This is a genomic window from Paraburkholderia sp. BL6669N2 (assembly GCF_003387275.1).
Taxonomy (GTDB): domain Bacteria; phylum Pseudomonadota; class Gammaproteobacteria; order Burkholderiales; family Burkholderiaceae; genus Paraburkholderia.
In genome coordinates this window covers 2,030,682-2,046,956 of the sequence record NZ_QUNA01000002.1, presented here as the reverse complement: position 1 = coordinate 2,046,956, position 16,275 = coordinate 2,030,682, and the positions used below count along the sequence as shown (strand labels likewise).

Below are 16,275 nucleotides of genomic sequence, written 5' to 3'. Positions count from 1 at the left end.
GCGCGTGCCGCCGCTCGCGCACGCGATGCCGCGCGGCGAAATGCGGCGGCATGGTCCGCAAACGCTATCAACGATGCAAGGAGGCCTTATGTCACTCATCGTCGCTGCACGCTTTACGACTTTTCCCGCCGCTGAAGACGCGGCGGCCAAGCTCTTCAACGCAGGTTTCGTCGAGGAAGACGTCACGCTGTTCTTCGTCAATCCGCGCGGTCAGCACGCGCGCTATCCCATCGGCGGCGACACCGGCACCGATGCCGGCGCGAAGGAGGCGCCCAAAGGTGCGGGCATGGGCGTCACGATCGGCGCGGTAGCCGGCGCGGTGGTGGGCGTCGGGATCTTCGCGGCATTTTCCGCGCCGATTATCGTCTCGCTGATTGCCGCGGGCGTCGGCGCATATGTGGGCTCATTGGTCGGCGCCATGTCCCTTACGCGCGATGCCGGCCACACAGGTCATCGTTCGGCATTCCATGAAGAGACTCGCGATTCCGGCGTGCTGGTCGCCGTGCATGTCTCGCCGGACAATCAGTTCGATGCCGCGCGGGTGCTGCGCGAAGCCGGCGGCATGGCGATCGAACGGGCGAGCGGACGCTGGCAGCAGGGGCGCTGGGCCGACTTCGATCCGTTGAAAAAGCCGGTGCCGCTCAGCGAGTTCAGCGAGAAGAGCGCTTGAATCGCTGAATATTTTCATCGCGGTAGTTAGCAGAACGGCCCGATATCGATCGGGCCGTTCTTTTTTCTGTCCGGCCACTATTCAAATAGCGCTGAAACGCCTGCTCAAACCCAGACTTGCGGCGCATTGCGCTGCGGTTGGGGTGCTCGATCGACCTGACGCTTGTCGCGCGTCGCCTCGCAAGCGGCCGATACCAAGCCGTCATGCGTCAAGCCACATGAAGGCGACGTAGCCTGGGCCTGCGAGGCCGGCGCTTCCTGCGCCAGCACATGTTCACGAATCTGCATCACAGTTGCCGAGCTGATGATCGCGACGGCGGCGAGAAATTCTACGCTCCTGATCTTCATGTGATTCTCCCTGTCGTTGTTGCTTGCCCATTCTTTTCAATCCGTTGGCACGTCTTGCAGTGTGTTGTTGCATTGCGCGCGTGCCCGGGCGGAGCTTATAAAGCAACCGTTGTGCCATCGAGCGGAAGCCCGTTGCGCGGGGCTTTGCCGCCGATTGCGTCGCGTAGCGGCGGGCAAGATTTACGCGCCTTGGCAAGATCGGACGCGCGCGTAGACGCAGCGCGCAAACGTTCGTTGCCGCATGTTCCGGGCACGCGCCGTGCGAACGGATCTATGAACTCCATCGCCGGAGGGAGAGTGCCTCGCGATTCGGGCAACTTATCTCCGGCGGCGGATTCCGTGACTAACGAAACCCCTGGAGGTATTGAATGGCTACGAACGTTGTTTCCGTGCTGAACGATCTGGTCGAAACGTCGAAGGATGGCGAGAAGGGCTTTCGCAAGGCAGCCGAAGATGCGCACAACGCACAGCTGAAAACGCTGTTCCTGTCGCGCGCGGAAGACTGCGCGCGCGGCGCGCGTGAATTGCAGGATGCGGTTCAAGGACTGGGCGGCAAGCCCGAAACGGGCGGCAGCATGAGCGGCGCGTTGCATCGCGGCTGGGTCGATGTGAAGTCCGCTGTGACGGATCGCAGCGACCACGAGATTCTTGCCGAGTGTGAGAAGGGCGAGGACGTCGCGAAAAAGCGCTATCACGATGCACTCGAAAAGGAACTGCCGGCCGATGTGCGGGCAATCGTCGAGCGGCAGTATCAAGGCGTGCTGCAGAATCATGACCGCGTGCGTGATCTGCGCGATCAATATGCGGCGGCGAAGCGCTAAGAAGTAGGTGAGTGACCGGCGCCCGAAAAGGGCGTCGGTTGTTTCGGCTCGTATCGGATTGCGACTGGTAGAACTCAAAAGCGAGCCGCACATAAAAAAAGCCATTCGCATTGCGAATGGCTTTTCTCGTTGCTGTGAGTCCTGAGCACCGGGCGGTGCCGACCGAGATCGACACTGTCCGGCCAGACCCGCCGTTTTATTCGGCGGCGATCTTCAGATGGTTCTTCACGCTCGACACACCCTTCACGGCTTCCACGACTTCACCGGCCGCTGCCTTGTCGTCAGCCGAAGGCACCGTGCCCGTGAGCCACACCACGCCCTTGCGGGTCTTCACGTGGATGTGCGTCGACTTGACGTTCTTGGCGGCCAGCAGATCGGCCTTGACCTTGGTGGTGATGGCGCCGTCGTCGACATGCTGGCCGACGGTTTCCGATGCCGCCGACGGGGCGCTGCTTTGCGCCATGGCGTTCGTCGCGTTCAGTGCGAAAGCGACACAAGCGATGCTACCTGCGGTCTTCAGAAGTTGGATGGTCTTCATGGTTTCTCCTTCGGGTGTTGATCAAAATTGCGGTCTTGTTGCCTGCGGTCGATCGCGGTCGAAACCGCTGATGACACGCGTGGGATCGTTGCCGCTACGGTTCCGTCAGGGCCCGTTATCGACACCGGCCGACGGTCTCTGCATGCATTCGCTCCGTGTTGCTTGCGCGTCTCGCATGCACGGACCGGCGTCCGTCCACATAGTGCAAGGACGCAAGCGGTGTGCCCGGCGTGGCGTCAGAAACTTGGGAATGTCGGGAAAGCCGTTACGGCACAAGTATTTAGGCTGACGAATACGATGCCGCAGTGCGTCGACGCCAAGCATGGCGGCTGTCGGCGGGAGGGACCGGAATTTGCCGGGAGCTTGTAAAAAAGGCGCCCGGCGGCCTGCGCAATTGGCGGGCCTGAAAACACAAAGCGTAGAAAAAACAGTGCGTTGCGGGAGTTGGTACGACAGTTGCTCTAAACGGCCTACTCACCAATTTTCGCTATCAAAGGGACCTCACTACAATGCCTTCCATTGAACTACGCACAAGGCAGTCTCTCGCACTCACGCCGCGTCTTCAGCAATCGGTGCGTCTGTTGCAGTTGTCGTCTCTGGAGTTCCAGCAGGAGTTGCGCACCGCGCTCGACACCAATCCGTTCCTCGAGTACGACTCGTCGGAAACGGAAGATGTAGCGCTCGCAACCGCGACCTCCGGCGAAGACGGCGGCGCGCTGCCCGCCACCGACGCGGTCGCGACAGCCGAACCCGATGCGCTGCCGTCTGAATCCGGCGCCAACGACACGCTGGAAAGCGCGGGCCAGGACGATATGCCGGGCGACTTCTCCGGCGACTACAGCAGCCGTAGTTCCACGCGCCAGAACGGCGACTCGGACAGCAGCGACCCAGCCGAATGGGCGCGCTCGCAGCCGACCTTGCGTGAGCAGTTGCACGATTCGCTGCGCCTCTATCGCCTCGACGACCGCGACCGCGCGGTGGCCCGCTTCATCATCGAAGCGCTCGACGACGACGGCTACCTGCGTCAGGAACTCTCCGACCTCGCGGCCAGCGTCGATCTCGAACCGGAACTGACCGAAGAAGAATTGCTCGTGGCGCTGCGTCTCGTCCAGTCGCTCGATCGTCCGGGTCTGGGCGCGCGCTCGTTGTCCGAATGCCTGTCCCTGCAGGTGAATGCGTTGCCCGCCGACACGCCGGGGCGCGACGTGGCGCGTCAAGTCGTCGAACATCATCTTGAACGGCTCGCGCGTCGCGAGCAGGCTGAACTGCAAAAGCAGATCGGCTGCAGCGCGGAAGAGCTGCGCGTGGCCTGCGCGCTGGTGCGCAAGCTCGATCCGAAGCCCGGCAACAGCTACGGCCGCACCGAAGACAATTACGTGGTGCCGGACGTGATCGTGCGTCAGGTCCGCAACAAGTGGGTCGTAACGATCAATCCGGCGGTGCAGCCGCGCGCGCGCATCCATCGCATGTATGCGGAATTGTTCGCGCAGTCGGCCGGCGCAAGCCGTTCACCGCTCGCGCAGCAATTGCAGGAAGCACGCTGGCTGATCCGTAACGCGCAGCAGCGCTTCGATACGATTCAGCGCGTGGCCGAATGCATCGTCGCGCATCAAAAGGCCTTCTTCCAGTACGGCGAAATCGCGCTCAAGCCGATGGTGCTGCGCGACGTCGCCGACGAACTCGGCCTGCACGAATCCACCATCTCGCGCGCCACCGGCAACAAATATATGGCCACGCCGCGCGGTATTTTCGAGTTCAAGCATTTCTTCCCGCGCGAACTGGGCACGGAAAGCGGCGGCACCTGTTCAGCCGCTGCCGTGCGCGCGCTGCTCAAGGAAATGATCGCCGCGGAAAACACGCACGATCCGCTTTCGGACGTCACGCTCGCCAAAATGCTCGCCGATCAGGGCGTGCTGGTGGCGCGCCGCACCGTGGCGAAATACCGGCATCTGATGAAGGTCCCGCCGGCGGAGTTGCGCCGCCAGATCTAAACGCGTCGCCCCGCGAATCAGCGGCAACGTCCGGGCGCCACGCGAGACTGTTTGTTCGCGTGGCGCTTTTTCGTATCTGGACGTTTCGCGCGCGCCCCTTTACATTGGCGGGTCCATGGTAAACGGGGTGCAGTGAATGAAGTACTCGAATCTGGTCGAACGCCTGCAAGGCCGGCGCACCTCAGCGTGGGAAATCCATCGTGTCGCGCAGCAGGCGGAGGCGAGAGGCGAAGAAGTCATCGTCCTGAGCGTGGGCGACCCCGACTTCGCCACGCCCGCGCCGATCGTCGAGCGCGCCATCGAAGCCTTGCGCGGCGGCGATACGCACTACAGCGCCGTGTCCGGCCGTGAGCCGGTGCGCGCGGCGATCGCCGCGGAACACACGCGCATGACCGGCTGCGCCGCGAGCGCCGCCAATGTGATCCTGACCGCGGGGGCGCAGAACGGCGTGTTCGCCGCGTCGCTGTGTCTGCTGGAAGCGGGCGACGAAGTGATCGTCCCGGAACCGATGTATCTGACCTACGAGGCCTGCGTGCGCGCGGCCGGCGCCACGCTCGTGACGGTGCCTGTGGATTCGGCGCGGGCGTTTCATGTCGACTGCGACGCGCTCGAAGCCGCTGTTACCTCGCGCACCAAAGCCATCTTCTTCGCGACGCCGTGCAATCCGACCGGTGTGGTCATGCAGCGCGCCGATCTTGAACGTATCGCGCGGCTCGCGTGCCGGCACGACCTATGGGTGCTCTCCGACGAGGTCTACGCCGAGCTGACGTTCGAACGCGAGCACGTGAGCATCGCCGCGCTGCCCGGCATGGCCGAGCGCACCGTGACGCTCGGCAGTCTGTCGAAATCGCATGCCATGGCCGGTTGGCGCGTGGGCTGGGCGATCGGGCCCACGGAGCTGATCGAGCACATGGGGCGGCTCGCGCTTGCCATGCTCTACGGCTTGCCCGGCTTCATCCAGCAGGCCGCCTTGACGGCTCTGCAGCACAAGGCGCGGATCGCCGCCGAGATGCGTGAGATCTACCGGCGCCGGCGCGACGTGGTGTTCGAGCGTTTGCATCGCGTGCCGGGTTTGCGGTGCCTGTTGCCCGAGGCGGGCATGTTCATGATGGTCGACGTGAGCGGCACGGGCCTCGATACGGTCGACTTCACCTGGCAGCTATTTCGCGCGCAGGGTGTGTCGCTGCTCGACGCGAGTGCGTTCGGCGAGACGGCGAATGGTTTCGTGCGGCTGGGTTTCGTCGTCGACGAAGCGCGTCTGATCGACGCGTGCGAACGCATCGCTGTATTCGTCGGCGCGTTGCCGGGTCGGTGAGTCTTTCGCCAACGTTTCGTTTGCTTTTCGATTGGCGTAACGCGGCGATGCGTCGTGGGAGGAATGCGTGTCTCGCCAGTTTTCGATTGACGCCGTAAATGCTTGCGTCAAAAATCGAGCGCCGAGTTCGTCTTAAGCCTGCACCTTGCGGACATCGGCGCCTATCGACACTCGTCGGGAAACTCATGGGCCTTCGCTTTACCTTCTGGTTGCGCCAATCCTTGATGGCGGGATCCATGGCGGCCGCGCTCGTCGCGATGGCGCTCGTGCTTGCCGCACTCGCCATGTTCAGCACCCTGTGCGCGGCGGCTGAACCGGGCGACTCGCCGGAAGCCGCAGCGAGCGCCGATACCGAGGCATCGGAGCCGGACGCGCCCCGCTTCGTGAGCGGCCAGCCCAATCAGAGCGCGGAGCCGAACGGCCAACCGCAGCAGGACTCGCATGCGGCGGCGAAACGCGCGCCTCGGCAGCCACGCGCGGTCGCGTCGGCGCAGAACGAAGCGTCTGGCAGCACGGCGCAGCGCAACGCGAAAGCGGAACCGACGGGGATTCCCGTACCGCCGGAAACCGCATCGGTCACGCAGCATTCCATTCGGCTCGACGGCCGCAAGATCGACTACACGGCCACCGCCGGCAACCTGCTGTTGCGCGACAAAATGGGGCAGGCCAACGCGAGCGTTTTCTATATTGCCTACACCGTCGCCAGCAAAACGCCGCAGACGCGGCCGGTCACGTTTCTGTTCAATGGCGGTCCGGGCGCCGGCACCGTCTTTCTGATGATCGGCTCATTCGGGCCGAAGCGGGTGCGTACCGCGAGCCCGGATATCACGCCGCCCGCACCGTATACGCTCGCCGACAATCCAGACAGCTTGCTCGATCGCACCGACCTCGTCTTCATCGACGCCGTCGGTGCGGGCTTGTCGCGCGTCGTGGGTCATGGCACGGGCAAAGACTTCTGGGGCGTCGACAAGGATGTGGATGCGTTCTCGCAATTCATCGACCGCTATCTGACGGTGAACCAGCGCTGGAATTCGCCGAAGTATCTGCTCGGCGAATCGTATGGGACCGCGCGCGCCGCGATGCTCGCGTATCAGTTGGGGCAGAACAATATCGCGCTTAACGGCGTGATCCTGATGTCGTCGGTGCTCGATTCGGCCGCGTTTTCGGCGGGTTCGGATTTCAAAAGCGAAAGCTATCTGCCGAGCTTCGCGGCGATCGCCTGGTATCACGGCAAGATCGTGCCGAAGCCGGCCAGTCTGCCGGCTTTCCTCGACGAAGCCCGCGCGTTCGCACGCGGCCCGTATGCGCAAGCCCTCGCACAAGGCGATGCGCTGCCCGACGCCGAGCGCGACGCGATCGCCGCGCGCGTCGCGCAATTCACCGGCCTTGATGTCGCCTATGTGAAGCGCAGCCGCCTGCGTCTCTATCCGTCGCGTTATCGCAGTGAATTGCTGCGCGATCAGGCGCGCAGTGTCGGCCGTTACGATGCGCGTTTTGAAGGCATCGACTTCGACAGCGTGTCGGATCGCCCCGACTACGACGCCTCGGTGAGCAGCGTGTCGAGTGCTTTCGACGCGGCGCTGCACCAGCATTTTGCTCAGGACCTGCACTTCACGCCGGCCGATCGCTACCGCGTCTTCAACGATGAAGCGTTGACGCAATGGGACTGGAAGCACCGCGAATGGTGGGGCGAGCGTTTGCCCGTACCGTATGCGGCCGGCGATCTGGCTGAAGCGATGCGGCAGAATCCGCAGTTGCGCGTGATGTCGGTGAACGGCTATTTCGATCTGGCCACGCCGTTTTACGCGACCGAATATGCGCTCGCGCATCTGGGCTTGGACGGGCCCCTGCGCGCCAATGTGCGAATCGCCTACTATCCGACCGGTCACATGATCTATCTCGACGACGCGGCCTTGCACACGCTCCGGCGCGATCTGGCGGTTTTCTACGCGGCGGGTGCGCGCTAGCGGGTTCCCGACCACTCGCTACGCCGACGGGCTCGCGTGCCAACCGGATTCGGCGTGTTCCGTTGAACGGTATAATTCGCTGCAACGTTCAAGCGCGACTGCAACGTCGCAACGCATCGTGCCTGGACACTCTCCACGGCCTGAAAACCGCTCGCTCAACCGGCTTTACTCACCGCTGCCCATGCCATTTCTCCCGATCCAGGCCTTCACGCGCAAACGGCTGTCCGACGTGGTGTCCGATCAGATCAAGCAACTGATCTCGGACGGCACGCTGATGCCCGGCGACCGCTTGCCGGCTGAACGCGATCTGGCGACGCAGCTCGGCGTGTCGCGGCCGTCGTTGCGGGAAGCGCTGATTCGGCTTGAAGCGGACGGCTACATCGAGACATCGGGGCGGGGCGGTTTTACGGTCGTCGATGTCACGGCGCCGATCATCTCCAAGCCGCTCGCCGAGCTGCTGCTGCAGAATCCGCGCACCAGTGCCGATATTCTGGAGTTGCGCCAGGGGCTCGAATCGATTTCGACGGTGTATGCCGCGGAGCGCGCCACGGCCGCCGACCTGAAAAAGATCAGCGTCGCGTTCGAGGCGTTGAAGGCCGGCTCGCAGTCTCAGGATCGCGTCAATCTCGCGGAACTGGACGCCGCGTTTCACCTTGCGATCGCCGACTCTACGCACAACATCGCGCTCGCGCATGTGATGCACGGCATCCATACGCTGATTCGCGAGGGCATGCGCCAGTACCATCGGCTGATCGATTACGACGACGCGATAGAAAAGCAGTTGATGAGCCAGCATCAAGCCATCTACGACGCCGTCATGGCGCGCGACGCGCAAAAGGCGCGCAAGGCCGCCGAGCGTCATCTGACCTTCGTGCGCGAGATGTACAAGGAAGATGCGGCGAAGCCTTCGTCGAGTGCGGTTTCGTGATTGCTCGCATGCCGTCCGGGCGCGCGCCAGGCGGCCGTGTCGTTGCGGTTCCAACGCCCCGCTTTTTAACTCTGCTCCAGTTCTGATTTCATCGCGGGGGATGCCTGCGCGCGACGCGGGGTGCTTGCCATCCCGCGATTGACACTGTTTCGCAACTTCCTTATATTCTTGGTCAGACCAACCTTACCAGTCAGACTAGCGCGGCGAAATCCTTGACAATCGTTCAACGCCGCTGCAGCGCCACACTGGTTCACCGACGCGATTCCGCAGTAGAGTAGGTGAATCGCCGGCTGCTGCTTTTCCTTTCAAAGAGCCTATGAAAGTCGCCCTGTTCATCCCGTGCTTCATCGACGCGTTCTATCCCGAAGTGGGGATCGCCACGCTCGAATTGCTCGAGCGCTTCGGCATCGAGGTCGACTATCCGCAGGAGCAAACCTGCTGCGGCCAGCCGATGGCCAACAGCGGCGCGCATGCCGAGGCCGCCGGTACCGAGCGCGTGTTCGCGCGCAACTTTGCCGGTTATGACTACATCGTCGGGCCGTCGGCGAGTTGCATCCATCACGTGCGCGAGCATCTAACCGCGCTCGAACAAACCGACGAAGTGAAGAAGGTCCGCGCGAACGCTTATGAACTCGTCGAGTTTCTGCATGACGTGGTCGGTGCGCGTGAATTCCCGTGGGCTGAGTTTCCGCATCGCGTCGGATTGCACAACAGTTGCAGCGCGTTGCGGCATCTGAAGGAAGCGTCGATATCGGAGGTGGCGGGCACGCCGTTTTCCAAGCCGCGCGCCTTGCTCGAAGGCGTGAAGGGCATCGAGTTCGTCAAGCCGGCGCGGCCCGACGAATGCTGCGGTTTCGGCGGCACGTTCTCCGTCACCGAAGAGCCGGTGTCGGTGCGCATGGGGCAGGACAAGGTGCGCGATCATCTGAACGCGGGCGCCGAATATATCGTCTCAGGCGACATGTCGTGTCTCATGCATCAGCAAGGCTGCGCCGAACGCATGAAAGCCGACGCGCGCTTCATCCATATCGCGCAGGTCCTCAACGGAGCACGCGCATGAGCAACCGGATCGATCACGCGAAAGCGGCGGCCGCTTTCATCGGCAAGACAGAGCATGTTGCGTTTCACGACAAACGTCTATGGGATTTGCGCGAGAAGCGCGACGTGCAGGCGCACGGCATTGCCGAATGGGAGACGATGCGCGAGCTCGCGTCGGGTATTAAAGAACACACGCTGTCGAACCTCTCGCAGTATCTCGAACAGTTCGCGGCGGCCGCCGAGGCCAACGGCGTGACCGTCCATTGGGCCGCCACCGCCGAGGAGCACAACGCGCTCGTGCACCAGATCATGTCGGAGCGCGGCATGACCACGCTCGTCAAAAGCAAGTCGATGCTCACCGACGAATGCAAGATGCGCGAGTACCTCGAACCGCGCGGCATCACGGTGATGGAAACGGATCTGGGCGAACGCATCCAGCAACTCGATCATCAGGACCCGAGCCATATGGTGGTGCCGGCCGTGCACAAACTGCGCGCCGATGTCGCCGAACTGTTCGGCCGCACCATCGGCACCGATCCGAAGAACAGCGACATTCACTACTTGGCGGAAAGCCAGCGCATGAACACGCGGCCGTACTTCGTGCGCGAGAAGACCGCCGGCATGACCGGCTGCAATTTCGCGGTGGCGGAGACCGGCACGGTGGTGGTGTGTACGAACGAAGGCAATGCGGATCTGTCGGCGAATGTGCCGCCGTTGCATATTGCGTCGATTGGAATCGAGAAGCTGATTCCAAAAGTATCCGACCTCGGCGTGTTCATCCGCATGTTGTCGCGCAGCGCGCTCGGCTCGCCGATCACGCAGTACACCTCGCATTTTCGCGCGCCGCGTCCGGGCACGGAGATGCATTTCATCCTCGTCGATCACGGCCGCTCGGAGCGGCTCGCCATGGAGGACTTCTGGTATTCGCTCAAATGCATTCGCTGCGGCGCATGTATGAATACCTGTCCCGTGTACCGGCGCAGCGGCGGGCTGTCGTACGGCGGCACCTACTCGGGGCCGATCGGCGCGATCATCAATCCGACTTTCGATCTGAAGCGCTATAGCGCGTTGCCGTTCGCGTCGACGCTCAATGGCAGCTGCACCAATGTGTGTCCGGTGAAGATCAATATTCACGAGCAGATCTATAAGTGGCGGACGGTGATTGCGGAGCGCCATGAAGTGCCGTTCGTGAAGCACGAAGTGCTGAAAATGGCGGGGCGTTTGCTGGCGAGCCCGACCTTGTATCGCGCGACGGTGTCGTCGATGGGCAGCGCGCTGCGACGACTGCCGAATTTCGTGCTGTATAACCCGCTGAATATCTGGGGCAAGCAACGCGAGTTGCCGGAGGCGCCAAAGCTGACCTTCCACGCCTGGTACAAGAAGAATCGTGGAGGCGGCAATGGCAACGCGTGAGGCTTTTCTGGACAAGGTGCGGCAGGCACAGCCACCGGCGCGGCCACGGCCTGAAGTGCCGCTCTTCGACGCAGCGGGCGGCGATCTGCGCGCGCGCTTCACGGCGGCCTTGCAGGCAATGGGCGGCACCTGCGTCGAAGCCACGTCTGCTGCCGAGGTGAGCGGATTGATTCGCGAGCGCTTCGGCGCTGAGGCGTCGGTGGCTTCGGCGACCGCGGAAGTGTCGGGCACGCGCCCGCTCACCGCCGACACGGAACCCGCTTCGCTACAGGATATCGACGTGGGCGTCGTGCGGGCGCGCTTCGGCGTCGCTGAGACCGGCTCGGTGTGGTTCAGCGAGCGCGAGTATGTGGTCAACGCGCTGGGCTACATCGTGCAGCATCTGGTCGTGCTGCTCGACCCGGCGCAACTGATCGACGGCTTGCAGGACGTGTACCGGCGCGATGATTTCCGCGATGCCCGCTATGCGGCGCTCGTCACCGGACCTTCGGCGACGGCGGATATCGAAGGCGTGCTGATTCGCGGCGCGCAAGGCGTGCGTTCGTTGACGGTGGTGTGGCTGGCGGCGCAATGAAAATGCAGTAGCGGCGGCACGATCGAATGACACAATGCGGCATCCCGTTCGATAAGCCTGCCACTCTGCTGACATGGAACTCCGGCATCTCCGATACTTCGTCGCCGTTGCGGAGCACGCGAGGGTAAAGCGGCGCGCGGACGGATTCGCATGGCGGTACGTTCAAGCCCCGCTAGGATGTCGCCTCAAGGCCGTGTGGCCGGGCCGGCCACGGAGTTTGCTATCATCACTGTATAAACATACAGGTTTCATGAAAGTGCCGTGGCGACACCCGTCTCTCCCTACGCCCTCTACTATCTGCTGAACTTCGAGCGCGCCCTGGCGTGGCTCGCGCAGCGTTACGACGATCTGTTCGACGCGCACGAGCAAGCGTTTCTGCGCGAGTTCGCCGCGTTGCCGCAGTCATCGCGCGCGCTACTGGTTCGCATGCTCATGCGCAAAGGCACGCTGTTCCGCGCGAGCCGCCTGTCTTACGACGAGATCGGCTGCCCGTTGCAGGCAGCGGCGCCAATTGCGGCGCTCGGCTGGGTCGACACCGAACCGGGACTCACGCTCGACGAATTGTTCGCACTCACCACGCGTGCCGAGTTGATGGAGATTTTCTCAGACGCCATCGCGATGATTCCGGGCGCAAGGAGCCTGCGCAAGCCGGATCTGCTGGAAACACTGCGCCCGTTTTACGCAAGCGAAAGCGACGAGCAAGACGCCACGGCGCGTCCGCTTTCGGCATGGCATAGCCGAACGGGGGACCGCGTTTTTCACGTGGCGATCGCGCCGCTTTGCGAACGCTTGCGGTTGATGTTCTTCGGCAATTTGCAGCAGGAGTGGTCGGAGTTCGTGCTCGCCGACCTCGGCGTGTTCCAGTACGAGAAAGTGGCGTTCGCGCCGTCGTCGCGCGCGTTCCAGCAGCGCGCGGATGTCGACGTCTATCTCTCGTTGCACGCATGCCGTGAAGCACTCGAATGGCTACCTAGTGGCGAAACGGAAGCGCTCGCAGTCGAAGAGATCGTCGCGACTGTCGCCGCCATTGAAACGGCCAACCCCTGGCTTGAAACGCGGCGCGCGAAACTGTTGTTCCGCATCGGCTACCTGTGCGAGCGTCGGCAGAACTGGGCGGCCGCGCTGGCCGTTTATGAGCGTTGCGCGTGGCCCGGCGCGCGTCATCGGCGCATGCGCGTGCTCGAACGCAGCGAGCGTTTCGACGATGCTTTCGCGCTGGCCTCGCAAGCCGCCGCCGCGCCGGAGAGCGAAGAAGAGGCGCAACGCGTCGCGCGCATGCTGCCGCGTTTGCAGCGCAAGCGCGGCGAACCGGTCGCGCGCGTGTCTGCCGCTCGCCCGGTCGAGCGCAGCACGCTCGTGCTGCCGCGACCCGAGGCGCCGATGCCGGTCGAATACGTCACCCGCGATCACTTGACATGCGAGACCGCGCCGGTGCACTACGTCGAGAACGCGCTGATCAATTCGCTGTTTGGGTTGTTGTGCTGGGAGCCGGTTTTCGCGGCGTTGCCCGGCGCGTTTTTTCATCCGTTCCAGCGCGGTCCGGCCGATCTGCACGCGCCGGATTTTCATGCGCGCCGCGCAGAGCTGTTCGCCGCGTGTCTCGAACAACTCGATAGCGGTGCCTACCGCGAGACGATTGTGCGGCATCTGCATGGCAAGGCGGGGCTGCAATCGCCGTTCGTGTTCTGGGGGCTGCTTACGCCGGAACTCGTTGCATTGGCGCTCGACTGTCTGCCGGCCGCGCATCTGAAGCTGTGGTTCGAACGCTTGCTGCGCGACGTGCGCGGCAATCGGTCCGGTTTGCCGGACCTGATCCGCTTCTGGCCGGCCGAACGTCGCTATGAGTTGATCGAAGTGAAGGGCCCGGGCGACCGCTTGCAGGACAACCAGATTCGCTGGCTCGCATACTGCGCGCAGCACGGCATGCCGGTGCGCGTGCTCGACGTGCGCTGGGCCGATGAAGAGGTCGTTGCCGAAGGTGGCGCGGCTGAAATTGCCGCCAACGCTACCGCCAAGGCTTTCTCTGAGGCCGCCACAAAAGCCACTATCGAGGCCTCCACACAAGCCATCATCAGCCCCACCAGCGAGGCCCGCGCATGACCTACGTGGTCGCCGTGCGGGCGATGTGCGAGTTCACGGCGCGGCGTGGCGATCTGGATCTGCGCTTCACGCCGGCGCCGACCTCGCTCGAAGGCATGGCGGGCCACGTGACCGTCGCCGGCCGGCGCGCGAGCGGCTACGAAACCGAAATCACGCTGACCGGCACGCACCGCAATCTGACCGTGCGCGGGCGCGCCGACGGCTACGATCCCGTCGCGAACCGCGTGGAAGAGGTCAAAACCCATCGCGGCGATCTCGAACGCATGCCGGCCAATCACCGCACGCTGCACTGGGCGCAGGCGCTCGTCTACGGTCATCTGCTGTGCCGGACGCGGGAGCTCACGGAGCTGACCGTAGCGTTGGTGTACTTCGATATCGGCACGCAGAAAGAGGTGCTGCTGACGCAAACGCATACGGCGCTCGACCTGGAGATTTTCTTCGTCGAACAATGCGAGCGGTTTCTCGATTGGGCGGTGCAGGAAGAAGCGCATCGGGCCGCGCGCAACGCGGCGCTCGGCGCGCTGCAGTTTCCGCACGGGCAGTTTCGCAGTGGGCAGCGCGAGCTGGCGGTGTCGGTGTATCGCGCGGCGCGTGACGGCAAGCCTTTGATGGCGCAGGCGCCGACCGGCATCGGCAAAACGCTCGCGACGATTTTCCCCTTGCTCAAGGCGTGCGCTTCGGACCAGATCGAGCGGATATTCTTTCTGACCGCCAAGACGCCGGGCCGCGCGCTGGCATTGGACGCGATCGAAACCCTCCATCAAGGCGCCACGCGTCTGCCGTTGAGAACCCTCGAACTGGTCGCGCGCGACAAAGCCTGCGAGCATCCCGACAAAGCCTGCAACGGCGAATCCTGTCCGCTCGCGCGCGGCTTCTACGACCGGCTCGACGCGGCCCGAAGCGCGGCGCTGGCCGGTGCGCGCCTCGACCGCGCGGCGGTGCGCGACGCGGCGCTCGCCAACCAGGTCTGTCCGTACTATCTGGCGCAGGAACTGGCGCGCTGGGCCGACGTGGTGGTCGGCGATTACAACTACTACTACGACAGCAGTGCGATGCTGTACGCGCTCACGCAGATCAATCAGTGGCGCGTCGGCGTGCTGGTGGACGAGGCGCACAATCTGCTCGACCGCGCGCGGCGCATGTACAGCGCTTCGCTCGATCAGGCGGCGTTCCGGCTCGCGCGCAAGACGGCGCCGGCCACCTTGCGCAAGCCGCTCGAGCGGCTGCAACGCGAGTGGAGCGCCGTCAAGCGTGCGCAGACGGAGACCTATCAGGTCTATGCCGACGTCCCCGGCAAACTGCTCTCGGCCGCGCAGAATCTGATCGGCGCCGTCACCGATCAACTGGCGGAAGCGCCGCTTTCCATCGACGAAGCGTCGCTGCGCTTTTTCTTCGACGCGATGCATTTCGTCGCGCTGGCTGAGCAGCTCGGCGAGCATTCCATCTTCGATATCACGCTCGCCACAGACCGTTACGCGCCGCGCGACAAAACGAATGCCACGCTGTGCGTGCGCAACGTGATTCCCGCACCGTTTCTGGTGCCTCGCTACGCGGCCGCGCGCACCACGGTGATGTTCTCGGGCACGCTCAACCCGCATCATTTCTATCGCGACACGCTGGGCTTGCCCGAACAGACCCAATGGCTCGACGTGGAAGGGCCCTTTCGCGCGGAACAGTTGCAGGTGCGCGTGGCCGGCAACGTATCGACGCGTTGGCGCGACCGCGAGCGCTCTCTCATGCCGATCGTCGATCTGATCGCCAGGCAATACGCCGCGCAGCCGGGCAACTATCTGGGCTTTCTGAGCAGCTTCGAGTATCTGCAACGCGTGGTTGCGCTGATGCGCGAGCGGCATCCGGACTTGCCGGTCTGGGCGCAGGAACCCGGCATGGACGAAACGGCGCGCGACGCGTTTCTCGCGCGCTTTCGCACCATGAACCAGGGCGTGGGCTTCGCAGTGCTCGGCGGCGCGTTTTCGGAAGGCATCGACCTGGTCGGCCGGCAATTGATCGGCGCCTTCATCGCCACGCTCGGTTTGCCGCAGATGAACGAGATCAACGAACAGATGCGTCGAACAATGGAGACGAGATTCGGCAACGGCTACGACTACATGTATCTGTACCCTGGCTTGCAGAAAGTGGTGCAGGCGGCTGGGCGCGTGATCCGCACGGAGCAGGACCAGGGTGTGGTGCATCTGATCGACGACCGCTATCGGCGGCCGGAAGTGCGGCGCTTGCTGCCGCGTTGGTGGGACGTGCAATAGATAGCGCGGCAACCGGCGCTTCACTAGCGCGCCTCTTTACCTCTCGGGTAATCGACCTGCCTCCCGCCGCGCGGCACAGTGGCGGCACGGCATCACGGTTCCCACTTGAGGCCGCAACGATCTTGCACGGGACCAGAGTAAGCGCTAAAGCGCCGACTCTGGTCGACAAAGGAGACTCCATGAACGCGACCGCACCCTATCTCGCCGACGAACCGAACACCATCCGCACCGCCGACAATACGCGCCTGTTCTACCGCGACTGGGGACAGGGCACGCCGCGCTCGTCTTCCTCTCGGGCTGGACGCTGAACTC

At 63.7% G+C, this 16,275-nt stretch carries 14 protein-coding genes; 12 read left to right on the top strand and 2 right to left on the bottom strand.

Going from position 1 to position 16,275, the window contains the following annotated elements; all coding sequences use genetic code 11:
* The first annotated feature begins 88 nt into the window (after nt 1–88).
* Nucleotides 89–670 (top strand): hypothetical protein, encoded by a 582-nt coding sequence (locus tag B0G80_RS31655; RefSeq protein WP_106278424.1) that lies wholly within the window; start codon nt 89–91, stop codon nt 668–670.
* Between the two features lie 104 nt (nt 671–774).
* On the opposite strand, the gene B0G80_RS31650 is transcribed toward B0G80_RS31655, so the two are convergent.
* A complete protein-coding gene (locus tag B0G80_RS31650; RefSeq protein WP_116121841.1) occupies nt 775–1,017 on the bottom strand; it encodes a hypothetical protein in 243 nt (80 codons plus the stop codon).
* Nucleotides 1,018–1,385: 368 nt separating this feature from the next.
* On the opposite strand from B0G80_RS31650, the gene B0G80_RS31640 reads away from it, so the two are divergent.
* The gene (locus B0G80_RS31640) at nt 1,386–1,838 is read left to right on the top strand and encodes a PA2169 family four-helix-bundle protein (protein WP_116121839.1); all 453 of its coding nucleotides are present in this window, start codon (nt 1,386–1,388) and stop codon (nt 1,836–1,838) included.
* Between the two features lie 196 nt (nt 1,839–2,034).
* Here the strand turns inward: B0G80_RS31640 and B0G80_RS31635 are convergent, their stop codons facing one another.
* Nucleotides 2,035–2,376, bottom strand: a complete 342-nt coding sequence (locus B0G80_RS31635; RefSeq protein ID WP_106278312.1) for a BON domain-containing protein — start codon at nt 2,374–2,376, stop codon at nt 2,035–2,037.
* A gap of 509 nt (nt 2,377–2,885) precedes the next feature.
* Here B0G80_RS31635 and B0G80_RS31630 point away from each other — a divergent pair.
* From B0G80_RS31630 to B0G80_RS47350, 10 genes are all read left to right on the top strand, one after another.
* Nucleotides 2,886–4,367 carry an RNA polymerase factor sigma-54 gene (locus tag B0G80_RS31630; RefSeq protein WP_116121838.1) on the top strand — a complete coding sequence of 494 codons (1,482 nt, stop codon included), beginning with the start codon at nt 2,886–2,888 and terminating at the stop codon, nt 4,365–4,367.
* A gap of 136 nt (nt 4,368–4,503) precedes the next feature.
* Nucleotides 4,504–5,682 (top strand): pyridoxal phosphate-dependent aminotransferase, encoded by a 1,179-nt coding sequence (locus B0G80_RS31625; protein WP_116121837.1) that lies wholly within the window; start codon nt 4,504–4,506, stop codon nt 5,680–5,682.
* A 185-nt stretch (nt 5,683–5,867) separates the two neighbouring features.
* A complete protein-coding gene (locus tag B0G80_RS31620; protein ID WP_116121836.1) occupies nt 5,868–7,649 on the top strand; it encodes a S10 family peptidase in 1,782 nt (593 codons plus the stop codon).
* A 181-nt stretch (nt 7,650–7,830) separates the two neighbouring features.
* On the top strand, nt 7,831–8,577 hold the full coding sequence (locus B0G80_RS31615; protein ID WP_116121835.1) for a FadR/GntR family transcriptional regulator: 747 nt from the start codon (nt 7,831–7,833) through the stop codon (nt 8,575–8,577).
* 316 nt (nt 8,578–8,893) lie between these two features.
* Complete coding sequence (locus B0G80_RS31610; RefSeq protein WP_116121834.1) at nt 8,894–9,637, top strand: (Fe-S)-binding protein; 744 nt, start codon at nt 8,894–8,896, stop codon at nt 9,635–9,637.
* Nucleotides 9,634–11,028 carry a lactate utilization protein B gene (locus B0G80_RS31605; RefSeq protein WP_116121833.1) on the top strand — a complete coding sequence of 465 codons (1,395 nt, stop codon included), beginning with the start codon at nt 9,634–9,636 and terminating at the stop codon, nt 11,026–11,028. The genes B0G80_RS31610 and B0G80_RS31605 overlap by 4 nt, the downstream gene beginning before the upstream one ends.
* Nucleotides 11,015–11,602: an LUD domain-containing protein gene (locus B0G80_RS31600; protein ID WP_116121832.1), complete on the top strand. Its 588-nt coding sequence runs from the start codon at nt 11,015–11,017 to the stop codon at nt 11,600–11,602. Before B0G80_RS31605 ends, B0G80_RS31600 begins: the two co-directional genes overlap by 14 nt.
* Before the next feature lie 261 nt (nt 11,603–11,863).
* On the top strand, nt 11,864–13,702 hold the full coding sequence (locus B0G80_RS31595) for a VRR-NUC domain-containing protein (protein ID WP_116121831.1): 1,839 nt from the start codon (nt 11,864–11,866) through the stop codon (nt 13,700–13,702).
* The gene (locus B0G80_RS31590; RefSeq protein WP_116121830.1) at nt 13,699–15,963 is read left to right on the top strand and encodes an ATP-dependent DNA helicase; all 2,265 of its coding nucleotides are present in this window, start codon (nt 13,699–13,701) and stop codon (nt 15,961–15,963) included. Before B0G80_RS31595 ends, B0G80_RS31590 begins: the two co-directional genes overlap by 4 nt.
* Nucleotides 15,964–16,142: 179 nt before the next feature.
* Complete coding sequence (locus B0G80_RS47350) at nt 16,143–16,271, top strand: hypothetical protein (protein ID WP_258879091.1); 129 nt, start codon at nt 16,143–16,145, stop codon at nt 16,269–16,271.
* Nucleotides 16,272–16,275: the final 4 nt, after the last annotated feature.

What these genes read in the sequence shown, in the direction of transcription:
- B0G80_RS31620 (WP_116121836.1), top strand. Translation starts at nt 5,868, where the DNA reads ATGGGCCTTCGCTTTACCTTCTGGTTGCGCCAATCCTTGATGGCGGGA.
- B0G80_RS31600 (WP_116121832.1), top strand. Translation starts at nt 11,015, where the DNA reads ATGGCAACGCGTGAGGCTTTTCTGGACAAGGTGCGGCAGGCACAGCCA.
- B0G80_RS31610 (WP_116121834.1), top strand. Translation starts at nt 8,894, where the DNA reads ATGAAAGTCGCCCTGTTCATCCCGTGCTTCATCGACGCGTTCTATCCC.
- B0G80_RS47350 (WP_258879091.1), top strand. Translation starts at nt 16,143, where the DNA reads ATGAACGCGACCGCACCCTATCTCGCCGACGAACCGAACACCATCCGC.
- B0G80_RS31640 (WP_116121839.1), top strand. Translation starts at nt 1,386, where the DNA reads ATGGCTACGAACGTTGTTTCCGTGCTGAACGATCTGGTCGAAACGTCG.
- B0G80_RS31650 (WP_116121841.1), bottom strand. Translation starts at nt 1,017, where the DNA reads ATGAAGATCAGGAGCGTAGAATTTCTCGCCGCCGTCGCGATCATCAGC.
- B0G80_RS31605 (WP_116121833.1), top strand. Translation starts at nt 9,634, where the DNA reads ATGAGCAACCGGATCGATCACGCGAAAGCGGCGGCCGCTTTCATCGGC.
- B0G80_RS31630 (WP_116121838.1), top strand. Translation starts at nt 2,886, where the DNA reads ATGCCTTCCATTGAACTACGCACAAGGCAGTCTCTCGCACTCACGCCG.
- B0G80_RS31615 (WP_116121835.1), top strand. Translation starts at nt 7,831, where the DNA reads ATGCCATTTCTCCCGATCCAGGCCTTCACGCGCAAACGGCTGTCCGAC.
- B0G80_RS31625 (WP_116121837.1), top strand. Translation starts at nt 4,504, where the DNA reads ATGAAGTACTCGAATCTGGTCGAACGCCTGCAAGGCCGGCGCACCTCA.
- B0G80_RS31655 (WP_106278424.1), top strand. Translation starts at nt 89, where the DNA reads ATGTCACTCATCGTCGCTGCACGCTTTACGACTTTTCCCGCCGCTGAA.
- B0G80_RS31635 (WP_106278312.1), bottom strand. Translation starts at nt 2,376, where the DNA reads ATGAAGACCATCCAACTTCTGAAGACCGCAGGTAGCATCGCTTGTGTC.
- B0G80_RS31590 (WP_116121830.1), top strand. Translation starts at nt 13,699, where the DNA reads ATGACCTACGTGGTCGCCGTGCGGGCGATGTGCGAGTTCACGGCGCGG.